Below are 15,145 nucleotides of genomic sequence, written 5' to 3' on the forward strand. Positions count from 1 at the left end.
CCGGCCCCGGACGTGCATTCGCCGCCTGGCGGATCAGGCCGCCTGCTTCTTCGGCTGGATCAGGTGGCGATTGACCAGCAGCTCGGCGATCTGGACGGTATTGAGCGCTGCACCCTTGCGCAGATTGTCGGATACGACCCAGATGTTGAGCCCGTTCTCGACCGTCGCGTCCTCGCGGATGCGGCTGATATAGGTGGCATCCTCGCCGGCGCTCTCGTAGGGGGTGATGTATCCGCCGTCCTCATGCTTGTCGATGACGAGACAGCCCGGCGCCTCGCGCAGGATCTCGCGCGCCTCGTCGGCCGTGATCGGCTTCTCGAACTCGATGTTGACGGCTTCGGAATGGCCGATGAAGACCGGTACGCGCACCGCGGTGCAAGTGACCTTGATCTTCGGGTCGAGCATCTTCTTGGTCTCGGCCAGCACCTTCCATTCCTCCTTGGTGTAGCCGTCCTCCATGAAGACGTCGATGTGGGGAATGACGTTGAAGGCAATGCGCTTGGTGAACTTCTTGTTCTCGATCGGGTCGGAGACGAAGACCGCGCGCGTCTGGGTGAACAGCTCGTCCATGCCGTCCTTGCCGGCACCGGACACTGACTGGTAGGTCGAAACCACGATGCGCTTGATGATCGCGGCGTCGTGCAGCGGCTTCAGCGCCACGACCAGCTGGGCCGTCGAGCAGTTCGGATTGGCGATGATGTTCTTCTTCGAGAAGCCCTCGACGGCATCGGCGTTGACTTCCGGCACGATCAGCGGAACGTCCGAGTCGTAGCGCCAGGCCGAGGAGTTGTCGATGACGACGCAGCCCTTGGTCGCAATCTTCGGCGCCCATTCCTTCGACACGCTGCCGCCTGCGGACATGAGGCAGATATCGGCCTCCGCGAAGTCGTAATTTTCCAGCGCCTGGACCTTGAGGGTCTTGTCGCCGAAGCTCACTTCCTGCCCGATGGAACGGCGCGAGGCGAGCGGCACGATCTTGTCGGCCGGGAATCCGCGCTCGGCGAGAATTTCCAGCATCTCCCGACCGACATTGCCGGTCGCTCCTGCGATGGCGATAGTAAAGCCCATGGCCCTTTTCCTGCTCCTCTCTCCCCTTTGCTTCGGCAAGCACCACTCGTCCCGCCCCCGGGAGAGTGTGGGGCGGAGCGGTCAGACGGTCTTCGTGGTTTTCGACACAATGGTGCTCATGGTGGGCGCGTTTTGCGGCAGGTCTGTGATAAAGTCAACATTGCGGGCTGCGAACTTCCTCCAGGCTTCGTGAAAGTCACCTTCACGGAGGAATGTCATGCGCCACTTCGCCAGGCTTGCGGCTGCCATAGCTGTCATTTCCGCTACTGCCGGTGCGGCACAAGCCGAACTGATCCGCTGTCCCCTTGAACAGGCTCGGCGAACGATCACGGATCCGTTGCCGCGGGGATGGTGGACGACGCCGATCGTCAACCGTCTTTCCGACACAAGGGTGCAGAATATCGGCGGCAAGCCGGCGTTGCTCTGCATTTACGGTGCCGCCGGAAGCATCCAGCGCGAAGCACCGCGCGGGCAAAGTTGTCGCGCGGTGTCGGGCGGCTTCGATTGTCGTGCTGCCGCGCCGCGTGCCCGGACCGCTGCGACGGGAAGGCTGGATATCCCCCAAACCTACCAGTTCGACCTCGATCGCGGCGCCGTCACCCGCTCGGGTGCGGATTTCTGGTTCCAGGCGGAAACGGCATCGCTTCTCTACCTGGTGCCGCAGAACGGCGCGCGAATCGGTGTGGGCGACCGCTCCAACCGCGGTGCGGCCGGTTGCGCCACGGCGCGGTACACCGGCAACCGGGTTTCGCTCCGTGACTTGCCGGTCGGCTCCTACATCTGCGCACGGACCAACGAGGGGCGGATCTCGCAGTTCCGCATCAACGGCCTTTCCGGCGGATCGCCGAAGACACTGTCCATCGGCTTCATGACCTGGCGCTAGCCGGGCAGCCGACGCGTTTCCCCGCCGCGGCCCGGCAGGGGAACGCCGTAACGGCTCCGGCCGCTATCCTGCGGCATAGGCCTCGAGTACCGCATCGCCCATTTCGGACGTGGTCACCCTCGTGCAGCCGTCCGACATGATGTCGCCGGTGCGCAGGCCCTTGTCGAGCACGGTCGAGATCGCCTTCTCCAGGCGGTCGGCCTCCGCGATCATGCCGAAGGAATAGCGCAGGCACATGGCGAAGGACGCGATCATGGCGATCGGGTTGGCAATTCCCTGCCCGGCAATGTCGGGCGCGGAGCCGTGCACCGGCTCGTAGAGCGCCTTTCGCTTGCCCGTGACCGGATCCGGCGCGCCGAGCGAGGCGGAGGGCAGCATGCCCAGCGAGCCGGTCAGCATGGCGGCGACATCGGACAGCATGTCGCCGAACAGGTTGTCGGTGACGATGACATCGAACTGCTTCGGCCAGCGCACCAGCTGCATGCCGCCGGCGTCCGCCAGCATGTGGGTCAGCTCGACGTCGGAATATTTCGCCGCGTGGGTCGCCGCAACGACCTCCTTCCAGAGCACGCCCGACTTCATCACGTTGTGCTTTTCCATGGAGCAGACCTTGTTGCCCCGGGTGCGGGCCAGCTCGAAGGCGACGCCGGCGATGCGCTCGATCTCGAAGGTGTCGTAGACCTGCGTGTCGATGCCGCGCTTCTGGCCGTTGCCGAGATCGACGATTTCCTTCGGTTCGCCGAAATAGACACCGCCGGTCAGCTCGCGCACGATCAGGATGTCTAGGCCTTCGACCACTTCCGGCTTCAGCGAGGAGGAGGCGGCGAGCGCCGGATAGCAGATCGCCGGGCGCAGATTGGCGAAGAGCGCCATGTCCTTGCGCAGGCGCAGCAGGCCCGCCTCGGGGCGTACCTCGTAGGGCACGCCGTCCCACTTCGGACCGCCGACCGCGCCGAACAAAACCGCGTCGGCGGCCATCGCCTTGGCCATGTCCTCTTCGGAAATCGCCTGGCCGTGCGCGTCATAGGCGCTGCCGCCGACAAGACCCTCGTCGGTGACGAAGCCTGCGTCTTCCTTCTCGTTTATATGGGCGATCAGCTTGCGGACTTCGGCCATTGCTTCCGGGCCGATGCCGTCGCCGGGAAGCAGGAATAGGGAACGCGTGGTCATGAATGGACTTCCGATCGGTTGAATTGCCGGTCACGGCATAGAACCAGAACGGCGGGAATTCAACCGCGTCCGATCGTCGGATGCGGCTTCAGCCCCTGAATGCCGTCACCTCGATCTCGATCTTCATCTCCGGCCGCATCAGGCCGGCCACCACCATGGTCGCAGCCGGGCGAATTCCGTCGAAGTAGCGGCCGACGACAGGAAACACGATATCGGCATGGGCCGCCTCGGTCACCGTGTACTGCACGCGGACGATGTCGCTGCGGACGAAGCCGGCTTCTGCCAGAGTCCGATCGATGGTGGCGAGCGCGTTCTCCGCCTGCGCGGCAACGTCCTCGGGCATTTCCATCGTCGCGTAGTCATAGCCGGTGGTGCCGGAGACGAAGCACCAGTCGCCCCGGACCACGGCGCGCGAATAGCCCGCGGCCTTCTCGAAGGGCGATCCGGTGGATATCAGGCGACGTCCGGTCATGATTTCTCAACGGCCCGGAAGGCGACCACCGCATTCGCGCCGCCGAAGGCGAAGGCATTCGACAGGGCCACATTCACCTCGCGCCTGCGTGCCTCGTTGGGGGTGACGTCGAGATCGCATTCCGGATCGGGCTCACCGTAATTCACCGTCGGCGGCACAACGCCGTCGCGAATCGCCCCAATGCAGGCGATTGCTTCCAGCGCGCTCGAGGCACCGAGGCAGTGGGCGTGCATGGATTTCGTCGAGGAAACGGAAAGCGCGTCGGCATGGGTCCCGAAGACCGCTCGGATCGCGCGGGTCTCGGTCCGGTCGTTGCCAACCGTGGCCGTGCCGTGGGCATTGACGTAGTCGACATCGGCCGGATCGAGTCCGGCATCGGCAAGGCAGTCGCGCATCGCGGCGGCCGGCCCCTCCACCGTCGGGGCGACGATATCACTCGCGTCCGCCGACAGTCCGGCACCGGCCACTTCGGCGAGGATCGGCGCGCCGCGGCGTTCGGCGCTTTCCATCGTCTCCAGCACCAGCGCTCCGGCTCCGTCGCCGAGAACGAGGCCCTCGCGATCGGCCGAAAAGGGACGGCAGGCGGTCCTGGCGAGAATGCGCATGGCCTCCCAGGCCTTGACCACGCCGTATGTGAGCGGGGCATCCGCGCCGCCGGCCACGATCGCATCGGCGCGGCCCAGCCGCAGCAGGTCGAGCGCGGCGGCGATGGCATGGTTTCCGGATGCGCAGGCGGAGGTGACACCGAACACCGGGCCTGTCAGGCCGTGGACCATGGAAACGTTCACGGCCGGCGATGACGGCATCGCCTTGGGCACGGTGAATATGTCGGCGCGTTTCCGGCCCTCGAGAAACACGTCGCGATAGGCCCGTTCGATGGCATCTCCGCCAAAGACGCCGGCGCCGATGACCGCGCCGATGCGCATGTCCGGCCGCCGATCCGCGGCAAGCCCGGCCTGGCCGAGCGCCTCGCCGGCAGCAAGGGCGGCCAGCAGGCCGAAGCGGCCCATCGCCATGGTCCGGCGCTTGTCGAAACCGTGTTCCGGCAACATGGCGATCTGGCCGGCTATCGCCGTCTTCAGGTCATGCCTGTCGGGGATCGCGAGCGGGCTTATGCCGCAGGTGCCGTCGCGCATGGCGCGCCAGATGTCGGTTGCATTGGTGCCAAGGCAGCACAGGCCGCCGATGCCCGTGATGACGATGCGCCGCCTGGCCATTCAGCCGCCCTTCGCGATCAGGCCGGCCACGGCGTCGATCACGTCACGCACGGTCTTCAGCCTTTCCCACGCGCTGGCGGTGTCCAGCTCGATGTCGATGTCGAACTCGTCCTCGAGGTCGAAAATGACCTCGGCCAGCTCGAGCGACTGGATGTCGAGATCGGCGAGAACTGTGTCCGCCGTCAGGCTCTCCGGCTCCAGCTCCGCCTTGTCGGCGATGATGCGTATGGTCGTGTCCTGGACTGCCGCGGTCATGCGCTGTTCCGATCTCTCTGGGGGCCGGCCATGATGGCCGAGCCCGGTTCCGGCACCAAGTGTGCCGAAGGGAGAGGCCGTGTCAATTCCGCAGCGTCAGGTCCAGTGATGCCGGGCCCGGACGGATTCGGCGTCCGTCAGGCCCAGGGCCGGGTTTCGGCCAGCTTTGCCTCGTAGGAATCGATCTTGGCGGACTTGGCCAGCGTCAGCCCGATGTCGTCGAGACCGTTGAGAAGGCAGTGCTTCTTGAAGGCGTCGATCTCGAACTTCACGACGCCGCCGTCCGGACCGCGGATTTCCTGGGCTTCGAGGTCGACTGTCAGCGTGGCATTGGCGCCACGCTTGGCGTCGTCCATCAGCTTGTCGAGATCCTCCTGGCTGACGACGATCGGCAGAATGCCGTTCTTGAAGCAGTTGTTGTAGAAAATGTCGGCGAAGGAGGTTGAGATCACGCAGCGGATGCCGAAGTCGAGCAGTGCCCAGGGCGCGTGCTCGCGCGAGGAGCCGCAGCCGAAATTGTCACCGGCGACGAGGACCTTCGCATTGCGATAGGCCGGCTTGTTGAGGACGAAGTCCGGGTTCTCGCTGCCATCCTCGTTGTAGCGCATCTCCGCGAACAGGCCCTTGCCGAGGCCGGTGCGCTTGATGGTCTTGAGGTAGTCCTTCGGAATGATCATGTCGGTGTCGACATTGACGATCGGAAGGGGGGCGGCGACGCCCGTGAGCGTGGTGAACTTGTCCATTGTGACCGCTTTCTTGATTGTCCGTGTGCGCAGATAGCAAAGCGCGGGGAAAAAATGAAGCGCCCTCCCGGGAGGAAGCTTCCGAATCGGCGCAATGGCTGGGCCACTTGCGGCCTGCGCCGCGAAAATGGCATAGGCCGCAGCGAGGTAAACAGCCATGACCCGACGACCGCTCCGCCTGCGCCGCTCCGTTCTCTATGTTCCCGCCGCCAACGGGAAGGCGGTCGCCAAGTCGCCGACGCTCGCCTGCGACGCGGTGATCTACGACCTGGAGGATGCCGTCGCGCCCGCCGCGAAGGAAGAGGCGCGCGAAAGGCTGCGCGATCATTTCGCCGCCCATCCTGAAAGCAGGCACGAGCGTGTCATCCGGATCAATGCGCTTTCGAGCGAATACGGGCCGGAGGACCTGCTGGCCGCCCGTGCCTGCCGGCCGGATGCCATCCTGGTTCCGAAGGTCGATGTGCCGGCCGAAGTGGCCGATGTCGCCGACATGCTGGCGGAGACCGATGCCGCCGACGCGATCCGGCTATGGGCGATGATGGAAACGCCCAAGGCGATCCTCAATGTCGCGCGGATCGCCGAATGGGGCGAAACGCCGGGATCGCGGCTCGACTGCCTGGTGGTCGGCGCCAACGACCTTGCCAAGGACCTGCGCCTGCCCGGTCCCGGCCGCGACGCGCTGAAGCCGCTGCTGATGCAGCTGGTGGTGGCGGCGCGGGCGTCCGGCCTCGACGTGATCGACGCGGTGTTCAACGCGTTTCGCGACGAGGGGGGCTTCGCCGCCGAATGCGCCGAGGCTGCCGGGATGGGATTCGACGGAAAGACGCTGATTCATCCGTTGCAGATCGAGCCGGCCAACCGTGCCTTCGCCATTTCGCCGGAACGCGAGGCGGAGGCGGCGTCCATCGTCGCGGCGTTCGACATGCCGGAGAACAGGGAGGTCGGCGTCATCAATCTGGACGGCCGGATGGTTGAGCGCTTGCATCTGGAGGACGCCCGCCGCACGCTGGCGCTCGCCGCCATGCAGCGCGGAACGTGAAAGGGACAGGATCACATGCATCTCTACCGATTGCTGACGGGACCGGACGATTCCAGCTTCTGCCACAAGGTGACCGAGGCGCTGAACAAGGGCTGGCAGCTCCATGGTTCGCCTTCGTATGCCTTCGACGCCGAGACGCATTCGATGCGCTGTGCGCAGGCGGTGGTGAAGATCGTCGAGGGCAAGGATTACGACCCGTCCATGAAGCTCGGCGAGCAGTAGGAGCGGACGGCATAAGGATCCTTGGCGCCATAGCATTCCTTCTTTCCCTGTGTTCGGGCCCGTTGCAGGCGCAGTCGCGTTGCGGCCTCTCGCTTGTCCTGGCGCTGGACGTGTCTTCCAGCGTCGACGACGCGGAATTCCGCCTGCAGATGCGCGGTCTCGCCCGGGCCCTGCGCGATCCGGTGATCCTGGAAGCGGTCACGCAGGCCGGAGGCTTGCAGGCAATGGCCTTCGAGTGGAGCGGGCGCGACCAGGCGGTCGACGTGGTGCCGTGGACGTTTCTGCGGATCGAGACGGATGTCTTCGCCTTTGCGTCGGCCATCGAGAACCACCGGCGCGGCTTCGACGAATTCCCGACCGCGCTCGGCCATGCGCTCGGCCATGCGGCGATCCGGCTTTCGCGCGCACCGCTCCGGTGCGCCCGCGCCGTGGTCGACGTGTCGGGCGATGGCGTGAACAACGAGGGCTACGAGCCGCGACTCGCCTACGAGAATTTCGATTATTCGAACGTGACCGTGAACGGCCTCGTCATAGAGGGGGAAATGCCGGATCCGGTGGAATATTACCGCGATGAGGTTATCCGCGGCCCCGGCGCCTTCGTCGAGGTGGCGCGCGATTTTTCCGATTACGAGGCGGCGATGAAACGCAAGCTCCTGCGCGAGATCAGGGGCGCGGCGCTGAGCTACCTAGCGCAGTGAGACTCGTCCGGGTTCCGCGTCGGGGCGGAACCCGCTTCCTGCATCCGCGGGCTTTTCACCCCGCAGCCTCCTCGATGGCCTCCATGTCGGAATCGCTGAGGCCGAAATGGTGGCCGAGTTCGTGGATCAGCACATGGGTGATGATGTCGCCGAGCGATTCCTCGTTCTCGGCCCAGTAGTCGAGAATGGCACGGCGGTAGAGCGTGATGCGATTCGCCTGTTCGCCTGTGCCTGGGTTCCAGCGTTCGGCGATCCCGCGGCCCTCGAACAGGCCCAGCAGGTCGAACGGCGTCTCCAGGCCGAGATCGTCGCTGATTTCCTCGGTCGGGAAATCCGCGACCACGATCTGCACGTCTGCGGTCAGGTCGCGGAACTCCTTCGGCAGGTGCGCGTAAGCCGTCAGCGCGATCGACTCGATTGTCGCTAGGTCGGGGGAGAGCCTGTCGGCCCAGTCGCCGCTCTGGTCGGTGCGGTCCATGGTCTGCGTCTTCATAGCCGGTCTCTATATAGTGTCTTTGCGCCATGTGCGAGAGGGCAAGAACGGGCGCGGACTTTCAGGAATAAATTCTTTTTCGTCCGCTTGACTCCGGAGCGGTTTGGCGGAATCAATATGAGAACAAATAAAGAACAAGCCGGGCAGGCGCGACCGAATGCGGCCCGGCAGGCCCTGAAACGAATCGGACAGGACGAACGCCATGGCGCCAGAATCCCGCGCCACGGCGCAGGCGGCGCTTTTGTCGCTGCGCCGGCAGATCGCAGCCATCGAGAAGGCCGCCCCGGCAGATGCCAATGCCGCCGCGGGCTGGTCTACCGGGCGCGCCGCTGACCGCGACGCCCTGCTGGTGACGGGCGCCGGTGATTTCGACCGGGACATTGCCGGCGGCATCGCATTGGCCGCGCTGACCGAGATCCACGCATCGCAGGCCCGCGATGCCGGCCTTGCCGCCGGGTTTGCCGCCTGCCTGCTGTCACTGGCCGGTGCGCCCGCCTTTCTCGGGCGCGATCCCGTTCTGTGGATCGGCGCGCCCGGCACCTTCGCCGAGGCCGGGGTGCCGCACGGGCGCGGGCTTGCCGCCTTCGGGCTTGCGCCGGAGCGCCTGCTGATCGTGGAGCCGCGGACGCTCGCCGATGCGCTGTGGATCGCCGAGGAGGCTGCGCGCACGCGCGGCCTGGCCGCCACCGTGCTGGAAATGCGCGGCAATGCCAAGGCCTTCGGCCTGCGCGAGACGCGGCGGCTTGCCCGCCGGGCACAGATCTCCGGGCGGCCGGTGCTGCTGCTGCGCCAGTCGGCGGCGATCGAGGCGAGCGCGGCGTGCCTGCGCCTGGTCGTCGGTCCCGCCCCGTCGGCGCCGGCGCTCGTGCTGGCGGGCACGGCGCATGAACGTGCCGTTCCCGGGGGCATCGGTCCGCCGGGCTTTGCCGTGACGATCGAGAAGAACAAGGCCGGTCCCGCCGGGCGGACCCACATCATGCACTGGAACAGCCATGAACGCTCATTCTTCACCGGACAGGCAGGCAGGGCACGCGCACGGTCCGCTGCAGGAACGGCAGGCGCGGCAAGGGGAACCGTCGTCGGCTTCCCCCGCGGCGCGGCGCATCCTGGCACTGAACTTCCCCTACCTGGCGACGGACCGGATAGCGCGCGGCCGGCACGGAAAGGCATGGCGGCAGACGGCGCCTGACACGCGGCCTCTGGTGACCGCGCAGAAGGAGAAGGGCGCCATGCGCATTGCCGCCCTCGACGAGGCGGCCGAGGCGCTGGGCCTGTGTCGGGGCCAGGGGCTGGCGGATGCCCGTGCCGCCTGCCCGGAACTCGACATCGTTCCCGCCGATCCGGAGGCCGATCGCCGCCTGCTCGCCGCCGTCGCCGACTGGTGCGACCGCTACACGCCGCTGGTGGCGCCGGACGGGGCGGACGGGCTGTTCCTCGACATCTCCGGCTGCGCCCACCTGTTCGGCGGAGAGCAGGGGCTGCTTTCCGACCTGATGGCGAGGCTGCACGAACAGGGGATCGCCGTGCGCGCGGCGCTTGCGCCCACACCCGGCGCGGCCTGGGCAGCGGCCCGCTTCGCGCCCGCGCCGCTCGTGATCGAGAAGGGCGCGGAGGCGCCCGTCCTCGCCCCTTTTCCGCTTGCCGCGCTCAGGCTTGATGCCGAAACGCTGGCCGGGCTCGCCAAGGTCGGCCTGAAGACCGTCGGCCAGCTCGCTGCCGCACCGCGGGCGCCCCTGGCCCGCCGGTTCGGGCGGCAATGCCTGCTGCGCCTCGACCAGGCGCTCGGCGCGGTCGAAGAGGCGATTTCCCCTCGCCTGCCGGTGCCGGCCCTGTCGGCGGAGCGGCGGCTTGCCGAGCCGGTCGGGCGCGTCGAAGATGTCGAACAATTGCTCTTGTCGCTGGCGATGCGGCTGAAGGAGGATCTCGAACGCCGCGGTCTCGGCGCGCGGGCGCTGGAATACACGCTGTTCCGCGTCGACGGCGCGGTCCACCGCCTCTGCGTCGGGGCGTCTCGGCCGGTGCGCGACCCGGAAACCGTCGTCAGGTTGTTCCGCGAGCGGCTGGCCGGCGTCGGTGACGGCTTCGATGCCGGCCACGGTTTCGACGTGGTGCGGCTGAACGTGCTGGCGACGGGCGAGATTTCCTGCCGGCAGGGCGATTTCGCGCAGACCGGCGAGGACGACAATCCCGACCTGGCCCTGCTGCTCGACCGCATCGCCGCCCGGCTCGGCGGCGGTGCGGTGACGGACGGGCGGCACCCGGTGCGCCGGATCGAGCCGGTCGAAAGCCATGTCCCGGAGCGCGCGGAAAGGCGGGTTCCGGTCACGGGCAACCGAAAGGATTCGCCGGCTGGTGAACAAGCCCCGGAGCCCGCCGCGCCGCGTCCGGCGCGGCTGCTTTCCGCTCCCGAGCCGGTCGAGGTCGTCGCCGGCGTGCCGGAGGGGCCGCCGCAGCGTTTTCGCTGGCGGCGCGCACTCTACCGGGTGGCCAGGGCGGAGGGTCCGGAGCGGATCGGCGGCGAATGGTGGACGGCCGACGCGCCGGAGGACCTGGCTCCCGATCCGCGCGACTACTATCGCGTCGAGGACGAGGAGGGCCGGCGCTACTGGCTGTTCCGCAGGGGGCTTTACGGCCCGGCCGGGCGCGGCGCGCAGCCGCAATGGTTCATGCACGGGATGTTCGCGTGACGGATGCCGGTCCCGGCTATGCGGAGCTTGCTGCCGCCTCGAACTTCTCCTTCCTCAGGGGCGCGTCGCATCCGGAGGAACTGGCGGTGACGGCGAAGCGCCTCGGCCTTGCCGGGCTCGGGCTGGCCGACCGGAACACGGTTTCCGGCACGGTGCGCGCCCACATGGCGGCGAAGGAGGCGGAGCTCGAATACCGTCCCGGTGCGCGGCTGGTCTTTTGTGACGGCACGCCGGACGTGCTCGCCTATCCGAAGAACCGGGCAGGATGGGGCCGGCTCTGCCGCATGCTGACAGCGGGAAACATGCGCGGCGAGAAGGGGGCGCCGCTGGTGCAGCGCGGCGACCTGATGGAATGGGGAGCCGGTCTTGCCCTTGCCGTTCTGCCGAAGCCCACAGCGCTTGACGAGAACTGCCTTTCCTTCCTGCAGGACCTGAAATCGGCCTTCGGGCGGTCGGTGCGCCTGGCGCTCGCGCCGTCCTATGACGGGCGCGACCGGGCGACGCTGGAAGCGGCGCGGGCGCTGGCCGGTGCCGCCGGCGTCCGGCTGATGGCCGTCGGCGAGGTGCTCTACCACGAGCGCGCCCGCCGGCCGCTGGGCGACGTGCTGACCGCGATCCGCGAGCATGTTCCGCTCGGCGAGGCCGGTTACCGCCTGCCGGCCAATGCGGAACGGCACATGAAGCCGCCGCACGAAATGGCGCGGCTGTTCCGGGCCGCGCCCGAGGCCGTTGCCGAGACGCTTTCCTTTTTCGGCGAACTGGATTTCTCGCTCGACGAATTGCGCTACCAGTATCCGGAAGAGCCGCATGGCGACAGCGCCTCGCCGCAGGAGGCGCTGGAGCGGCTGGCCTGGGAGGGCGCGCGGACGCGCTACGGAGAGACCGTGCCGGACAAGGTCGCGGCCCAGATCCGGCACGAGCTGAAGCTGATCGCCGAGCTCGACTACGCGCCCTATTTCCTCACCGTGCATGACATCGTGCGATTTGCCCGCTCGCGGAACATCCTGTGCCAGGGACGCGGCTCGGCCGCCAATTCCACCGTCTGCTTCTGCATCGGCATCACCGAGGTCGACCCGGCGCTGACCGACCTCCTGTTCGAGCGCTTCATCTCGCCGGAGCGGCGCGAGCCGCCGGACATCGACGTCGATTTCGAGCACGAGCGGCGCGAGGAGGTGATCCAGTACATCTACGAAAAATACGGCCGAGACCGCGCCGGGCTGGCCGCGACCGTCATCACCTACCGGGCGCGCTCGGCGGCGCGCGAGGTGTCGAAGGCCTTCGGCCTGTCTGAGGATGTCGCCGGGGCGATCTCCGGCTCGGTGTGGGGCTGGTCGAATGCCGATCTCGGCGAGCGCGAGGCGAAGGCCGCGGGCCTCGATCTCGCCGATCGCACGACACGGAACGTGCTGAAACTGTCGAGCGAGATCATGGGCTTTCCGCGGCACCTGTCGCAGCATGTCGGCGGCTTCGTCATCACGCGGGACAGGCTCGACGAGGTGGTGCCGATCACCAGGTCGGCGATGGACGGACGAACCATGGTCGAGTGGGACAAGGATGACCTCGATTCCCTCGGCATTCTCAAGATCGACATTCTCGCGCTCGGCATGCTCACCTGCATCCGCCGCGCCCTGGACCTGCTCGCCCTGCATTACGACCGCAAGCTGACGCTGGCCACCATCCCGAAGGAGGAGAGCGAAGTCTACGACATGATCTGCCGCGCCGACACGCTGGGGGTGTTCCAGATCGAAAGCCGGGCGCAGATGACAATGCTGCCGAGGCTCAGGCCGCGCTGCTTCTACGACCTGGTCATCGAGGTGGCGATCGTGCGGCCCGGACCGATCCAGGGCGACATGGTGCATCCCTATCTGCGGCGCAGGCAGGGCAAGGAGAAGGTCACCTATCCGAGCCGGGAGCTGGAAGAGGTGCTCGGCAAGACGCTCGGCGTGCCGCTGTTCCAGGAACAGGCGATGAAGATCGCCATCGTCGCCGCCGGCTTCTCGCCGGGCGAGGCCGACCGGCTGCGCCGCGCCATGGCGACCTTCCGGCGGGTCGGCACCATCCACACCTTCCAGCAGAAGATGATCGACGGCATGGTGGCGAACGGCTACGAGGCCGAATTCGCCGAGCGCTGCTTCCGCCAGATCGAGGGCTTCGGCGAATACGGATTCCCGGAAAGCCACGCCGCCTCCTTCGCGCTGCTGGTCTATGCCTCGTGCTGGCTGAAGGCGCATTACCCGGACGTGTTCTGCGCGGCGATTCTAAATTCCCAGCCGATGGGCTTCTACGCGCCGGCGCAGCTGGTGCGCGACGCGCGCGAGCACGGCGTGGAGATCCGCCCGGTCGACATCAACGCCTCCCTTTGGGACAGCAGCCTGGAGGACCGTGATGGGGACGAGCCGGAGACGGCGGCGCGGATCGCGCCGCGCCATCGCGAGATGGCGGGCACGATCAAGACGAAAAAGGCGGTGCGGCTCGGCTTCCGGCAGGTCAAGGGCCTGCGCGAGGACGAGATGGCGCGCCTCGTCGAACGGCGCGGTGCGGGCTACGACTCGGTGCGGGATCTCTGGCTGCGTTCCGGCCTCAAACGCGCGCAGATCGAGCGGCTGGCCGACGCCGATGCATTCCGTTCCATCGGGCTCGACCGGCGCGCGGCGCTGTGGGCGGTCAGGGCGCTGGACGACACTTCGGCGGAGGAGCACCTGCCGCTGTTCGAGCGGCCCGACGCGCGCAGCGACCCGGACGAGGCCGGCATCGAGATTCACGGGGAAGCCGAGGTCGCCCTGCCGCCCATGCCGCCCGGCGAGCAGGTGGTGCACGACTACCGATACCTGTCGCTGTCGCTGAAGGCGCATCCGGTCTCCTTCCTGAGAAAACGGCTCGACGCGATGGGCGTGCTCCGGCACGAAAGGCTGGACGCCATGGCAAGCGGCCGGCGCGCCGATGTCGCCGGGCTGGTGCTGGTGCGCCAAAGGCCCGGCTCGGCCAAGGGCGTCATCTTCATGACGCTGGAGGACGAGACCGGGGTCGCCAATGTCATCGTCTGGCCGAAGACCTTCGAGCGCTACCGGGCGCTGGTGCTGGGCTCGCGGCTGGTGCGGGTTTCCGGCAGGCTGCAGAACGAGATGGGCGTGATCCATGTCGTCGCCGACAGGATCGAGGACCTGACGCCGCTGCTGGGCGAGCTGGAGCGCGACGATTCCTGCGACATGGACATCGGCGATGCGGGGCTTGCCAATGCCGACGAGGTGCGCCGTCCGGTGATCGAGATCCGCGACACGCTGAAATCCCGCTCGCGGCTGGCGCGGCTGCTGAGGGACGCGCCGCAGCTGCGCGGCGAGGCCCCGGCCAAGGCGATGCCGAAGGGACGGAACTTTCATTGAGAAAACAAAAAGCCCCGGAGACCGGGGCTTGCATCGAAAGAGAAACTGGAGCGGGCGATGAGATTCGAACTCACGACCCCAACCTTGGCAAGGTTGTGCTCTACCCCTGAGCTACGCCCGCTCGGCTGCCGGAAACCGGCTGGGCCGCTCTATGCCGCAAGCGTCCGGCGAATGCAACACCAAATTTTGCAGGAATGCGATTTCGCGCCGCAGGCCGCCTGCGCGGCTTGCCATGCGGCGGCGCCGGCGCTTAAGCAGGCACCGACAGACCGCCAGAAGAAACGGGTATTTCCATGAGCGCGACCACACCGAAGACCCGCGACGACCTGTTCGCATTCCTCGACGAACTGGGAATCGCGGTGACAACCAGGTACCACCCGCCCGTCTACACGGTGGAGGAATCGAAGGCGCTTCGCGACGAGATCCCCGGCGGGCACACCAAGAACCTGTTCCTGAGAGACAAGAAGGGCCGGCACTTCCTGCTCACCGTCGAAGAGGACGCTGTGGTCGACCTGAAGACGATCCACACGGTGATCGGTGCCAGCGGGCGCGTCTCCTTCGGCAAGCCGGAACGGCTCATGGAATATCTCGGCGTGATTCCCGGCGCGGTCACGGCTTTCGGCGTCATCAACGATACCGGAAATGCCGTCACGCTGATCTTCGACGAGGCACTGATGCGCCACGAGGTCATCAATGCCCACCCGTTGACCAACGACGCCACCACGTCGATCGCCACCGAGGACATGAAGCGGTTCGTCGAGGCGACGGGCCACGCCCTACATATCTTGAAACTTGCATCCGAAGGCGCGACATAGTCG

The 15,145-nt window shown here is 67.1% G+C and carries 15 protein-coding genes and 1 tRNA gene; 8 read left to right on the top strand and 8 right to left on the bottom strand.

The window, feature by feature from the left end:
• Positions 1–33: 33 nt before the first annotated feature.
• A complete protein-coding gene (locus tag HTY61_RS16065) occupies positions 34–1,068 on the bottom strand; it encodes an aspartate-semialdehyde dehydrogenase (protein ID WP_175277749.1) in 1,035 nt (344 codons plus the stop codon).
• Between the two features lie 217 nt (positions 1,069–1,285).
• Between HTY61_RS16065 and HTY61_RS16070 the strand changes: the two genes are divergently transcribed.
• Positions 1,286–1,951, top strand: a complete 666-nt coding sequence (locus tag HTY61_RS16070) for a hypothetical protein (RefSeq protein WP_175277750.1) — start codon at positions 1,286–1,288, stop codon at positions 1,949–1,951.
• A gap of 63 nt (positions 1,952–2,014) precedes the next feature.
• Here HTY61_RS16070 and leuB read toward each other — a convergent pair whose 3' ends face one another.
• The 5 genes from leuB to leuD form a co-directional block, all read right to left on the bottom strand.
• Positions 2,015–3,121, bottom strand: coding sequence for a 3-isopropylmalate dehydrogenase (gene leuB / locus HTY61_RS16075; protein WP_175277751.1), 1,107 nt, complete (start codon positions 3,119–3,121; stop codon positions 2,015–2,017).
• Between the two features lie 88 nt (positions 3,122–3,209).
• Entirely contained in the window at positions 3,210–3,593 is a 384-nt protein-coding gene (locus tag HTY61_RS16080; RefSeq protein WP_175277752.1) for a RidA family protein, read from the bottom strand.
• Complete coding sequence (locus tag HTY61_RS16085; RefSeq protein ID WP_175277753.1) at positions 3,590–4,810, bottom strand: beta-ketoacyl-[acyl-carrier-protein] synthase family protein; 1,221 nt, start codon at positions 4,808–4,810, stop codon at positions 3,590–3,592. The genes HTY61_RS16080 and HTY61_RS16085 overlap by 4 nt, the downstream gene beginning before the upstream one ends.
• Entirely contained in the window at positions 4,811–5,065 is a 255-nt protein-coding gene (locus HTY61_RS16090; protein ID WP_175277754.1) for a phosphopantetheine-binding protein, read from the bottom strand. It abuts the gene before it with no gap.
• A 137-nt stretch (positions 5,066–5,202) separates the two neighbouring features.
• Entirely contained in the window at positions 5,203–5,808 is a 606-nt protein-coding gene (gene leuD, locus HTY61_RS16095; protein ID WP_175277755.1) for a 3-isopropylmalate dehydratase small subunit, read from the bottom strand.
• Positions 5,809–5,965: 157 nt separating this feature from the next.
• Between leuD and HTY61_RS16100 the strand changes: the two genes are divergently transcribed.
• The 3 genes from HTY61_RS16100 (at position 5,966) to HTY61_RS16110 (ending at position 7,767) form a co-directional block, all read left to right on the top strand.
• Positions 5,966–6,847 carry an HpcH/HpaI aldolase/citrate lyase family protein gene (locus HTY61_RS16100; protein ID WP_175277756.1) on the top strand — a complete coding sequence of 294 codons (882 nt, stop codon included), beginning with the start codon at positions 5,966–5,968 and terminating at the stop codon, positions 6,845–6,847.
• A 15-nt stretch (positions 6,848–6,862) separates the two neighbouring features.
• Positions 6,863–7,069: a DUF1737 domain-containing protein gene (locus HTY61_RS16105; protein WP_175278598.1), complete on the top strand. Its 207-nt coding sequence runs from the start codon at positions 6,863–6,865 to the stop codon at positions 7,067–7,069.
• A gap of 110 nt (positions 7,070–7,179) precedes the next feature.
• On the top strand, positions 7,180–7,767 hold the full coding sequence (locus HTY61_RS16110; protein ID WP_246272834.1) for a DUF1194 domain-containing protein: 588 nt from the start codon (positions 7,180–7,182) through the stop codon (positions 7,765–7,767).
• A 55-nt stretch (positions 7,768–7,822) separates the two neighbouring features.
• Here HTY61_RS16110 and HTY61_RS16115 read toward each other — a convergent pair whose 3' ends face one another.
• The gene (locus HTY61_RS16115) at positions 7,823–8,245 is read right to left on the bottom strand and encodes a metallopeptidase family protein (protein ID WP_175278600.1); all 423 of its coding nucleotides are present in this window, start codon (positions 8,243–8,245) and stop codon (positions 7,823–7,825) included.
• 217 nt (positions 8,246–8,462) lie between these two features.
• Between HTY61_RS16115 and HTY61_RS19555 the strand changes: the two genes are divergently transcribed.
• Genes HTY61_RS19555 through HTY61_RS16125 form a run of 3 tightly spaced genes read left to right on the top strand, consistent with a single transcriptional unit; the run spans position 8,463 to position 14,327 of the window.
• Positions 8,463–9,449, top strand: a complete 987-nt coding sequence (locus HTY61_RS19555) for an ImuA family protein (protein ID WP_246272835.1) — start codon at positions 8,463–8,465, stop codon at positions 9,447–9,449.
• A gap of 40 nt (positions 9,450–9,489) precedes the next feature.
• The gene (locus tag HTY61_RS16120) at positions 9,490–10,947 is read left to right on the top strand and encodes a Y-family DNA polymerase (RefSeq protein WP_246272836.1); all 1,458 of its coding nucleotides are present in this window, start codon (positions 9,490–9,492) and stop codon (positions 10,945–10,947) included.
• Positions 10,944–14,327, top strand: coding sequence for an error-prone DNA polymerase (locus HTY61_RS16125; RefSeq protein WP_246272837.1), 3,384 nt, complete (start codon positions 10,944–10,946; stop codon positions 14,325–14,327). The genes HTY61_RS16120 and HTY61_RS16125 overlap by 4 nt, the downstream gene beginning before the upstream one ends.
• Positions 14,328–14,373: 46 nt before the next feature.
• On the opposite strand, the gene HTY61_RS16130 is transcribed toward HTY61_RS16125, so the two are convergent.
• A tRNA-Gly gene (locus HTY61_RS16130) sits at positions 14,374–14,448 on the bottom strand.
• Between the two features lie 172 nt (positions 14,449–14,620).
• On the opposite strand from HTY61_RS16130, the gene HTY61_RS16135 reads away from it, so the two are divergent.
• Positions 14,621–15,142, top strand: coding sequence for a prolyl-tRNA synthetase associated domain-containing protein (locus HTY61_RS16135; protein WP_175277759.1), 522 nt, complete (start codon positions 14,621–14,623; stop codon positions 15,140–15,142).
• Positions 15,143–15,145 lie beyond the last annotated feature (3 nt).

Origin of the sequence: Oricola thermophila, assembly GCF_013358405.1 — a bacterium.
Taxonomy (GTDB): domain Bacteria; phylum Pseudomonadota; class Alphaproteobacteria; order Rhizobiales; family Rhizobiaceae; genus Oricola; species Oricola thermophila.

Excerpts from the sequence above, each read along its gene's own strand:
- HTY61_RS16065 (WP_175277749.1), bottom strand. The coding sequence starts at position 1,068 with ATGGGCTTTACTATCGCCATCGCAGGAGCGACCGGCAATGTCGGTCGG.
- HTY61_RS16070 (WP_175277750.1), top strand. The coding sequence starts at position 1,286 with ATGCGCCACTTCGCCAGGCTTGCGGCTGCCATAGCTGTCATTTCCGCT.
- leuB (WP_175277751.1), bottom strand. The coding sequence starts at position 3,121 with ATGACCACGCGTTCCCTATTCCTGCTTCCCGGCGACGGCATCGGCCCG.
- HTY61_RS16080 (WP_175277752.1), bottom strand. The coding sequence starts at position 3,593 with ATGACCGGACGTCGCCTGATATCCACCGGATCGCCCTTCGAGAAGGCC.
- HTY61_RS16085 (WP_175277753.1), bottom strand. The coding sequence starts at position 4,810 with ATGGCCAGGCGGCGCATCGTCATCACGGGCATCGGCGGCCTGTGCTGC.
- HTY61_RS16090 (WP_175277754.1), bottom strand. The coding sequence starts at position 5,065 with ATGACCGCGGCAGTCCAGGACACGACCATACGCATCATCGCCGACAAG.
- leuD (WP_175277755.1), bottom strand. The coding sequence starts at position 5,808 with ATGGACAAGTTCACCACGCTCACGGGCGTCGCCGCCCCCCTTCCGATC.
- HTY61_RS16100 (WP_175277756.1), top strand. The coding sequence starts at position 5,966 with ATGACCCGACGACCGCTCCGCCTGCGCCGCTCCGTTCTCTATGTTCCC.
- HTY61_RS16105 (WP_175278598.1), top strand. The coding sequence starts at position 6,863 with ATGCATCTCTACCGATTGCTGACGGGACCGGACGATTCCAGCTTCTGC.
- HTY61_RS16115 (WP_175278600.1), bottom strand. The coding sequence starts at position 8,245 with ATGGACCGCACCGACCAGAGCGGCGACTGGGCCGACAGGCTCTCCCCC.
- HTY61_RS19555 (WP_246272835.1), top strand. The coding sequence starts at position 8,463 with ATGGCGCCAGAATCCCGCGCCACGGCGCAGGCGGCGCTTTTGTCGCTG.
- HTY61_RS16120 (WP_246272836.1), top strand. The coding sequence starts at position 9,490 with ATGCGCATTGCCGCCCTCGACGAGGCGGCCGAGGCGCTGGGCCTGTGT.
- HTY61_RS16135 (WP_175277759.1), top strand. The coding sequence starts at position 14,621 with ATGAGCGCGACCACACCGAAGACCCGCGACGACCTGTTCGCATTCCTC.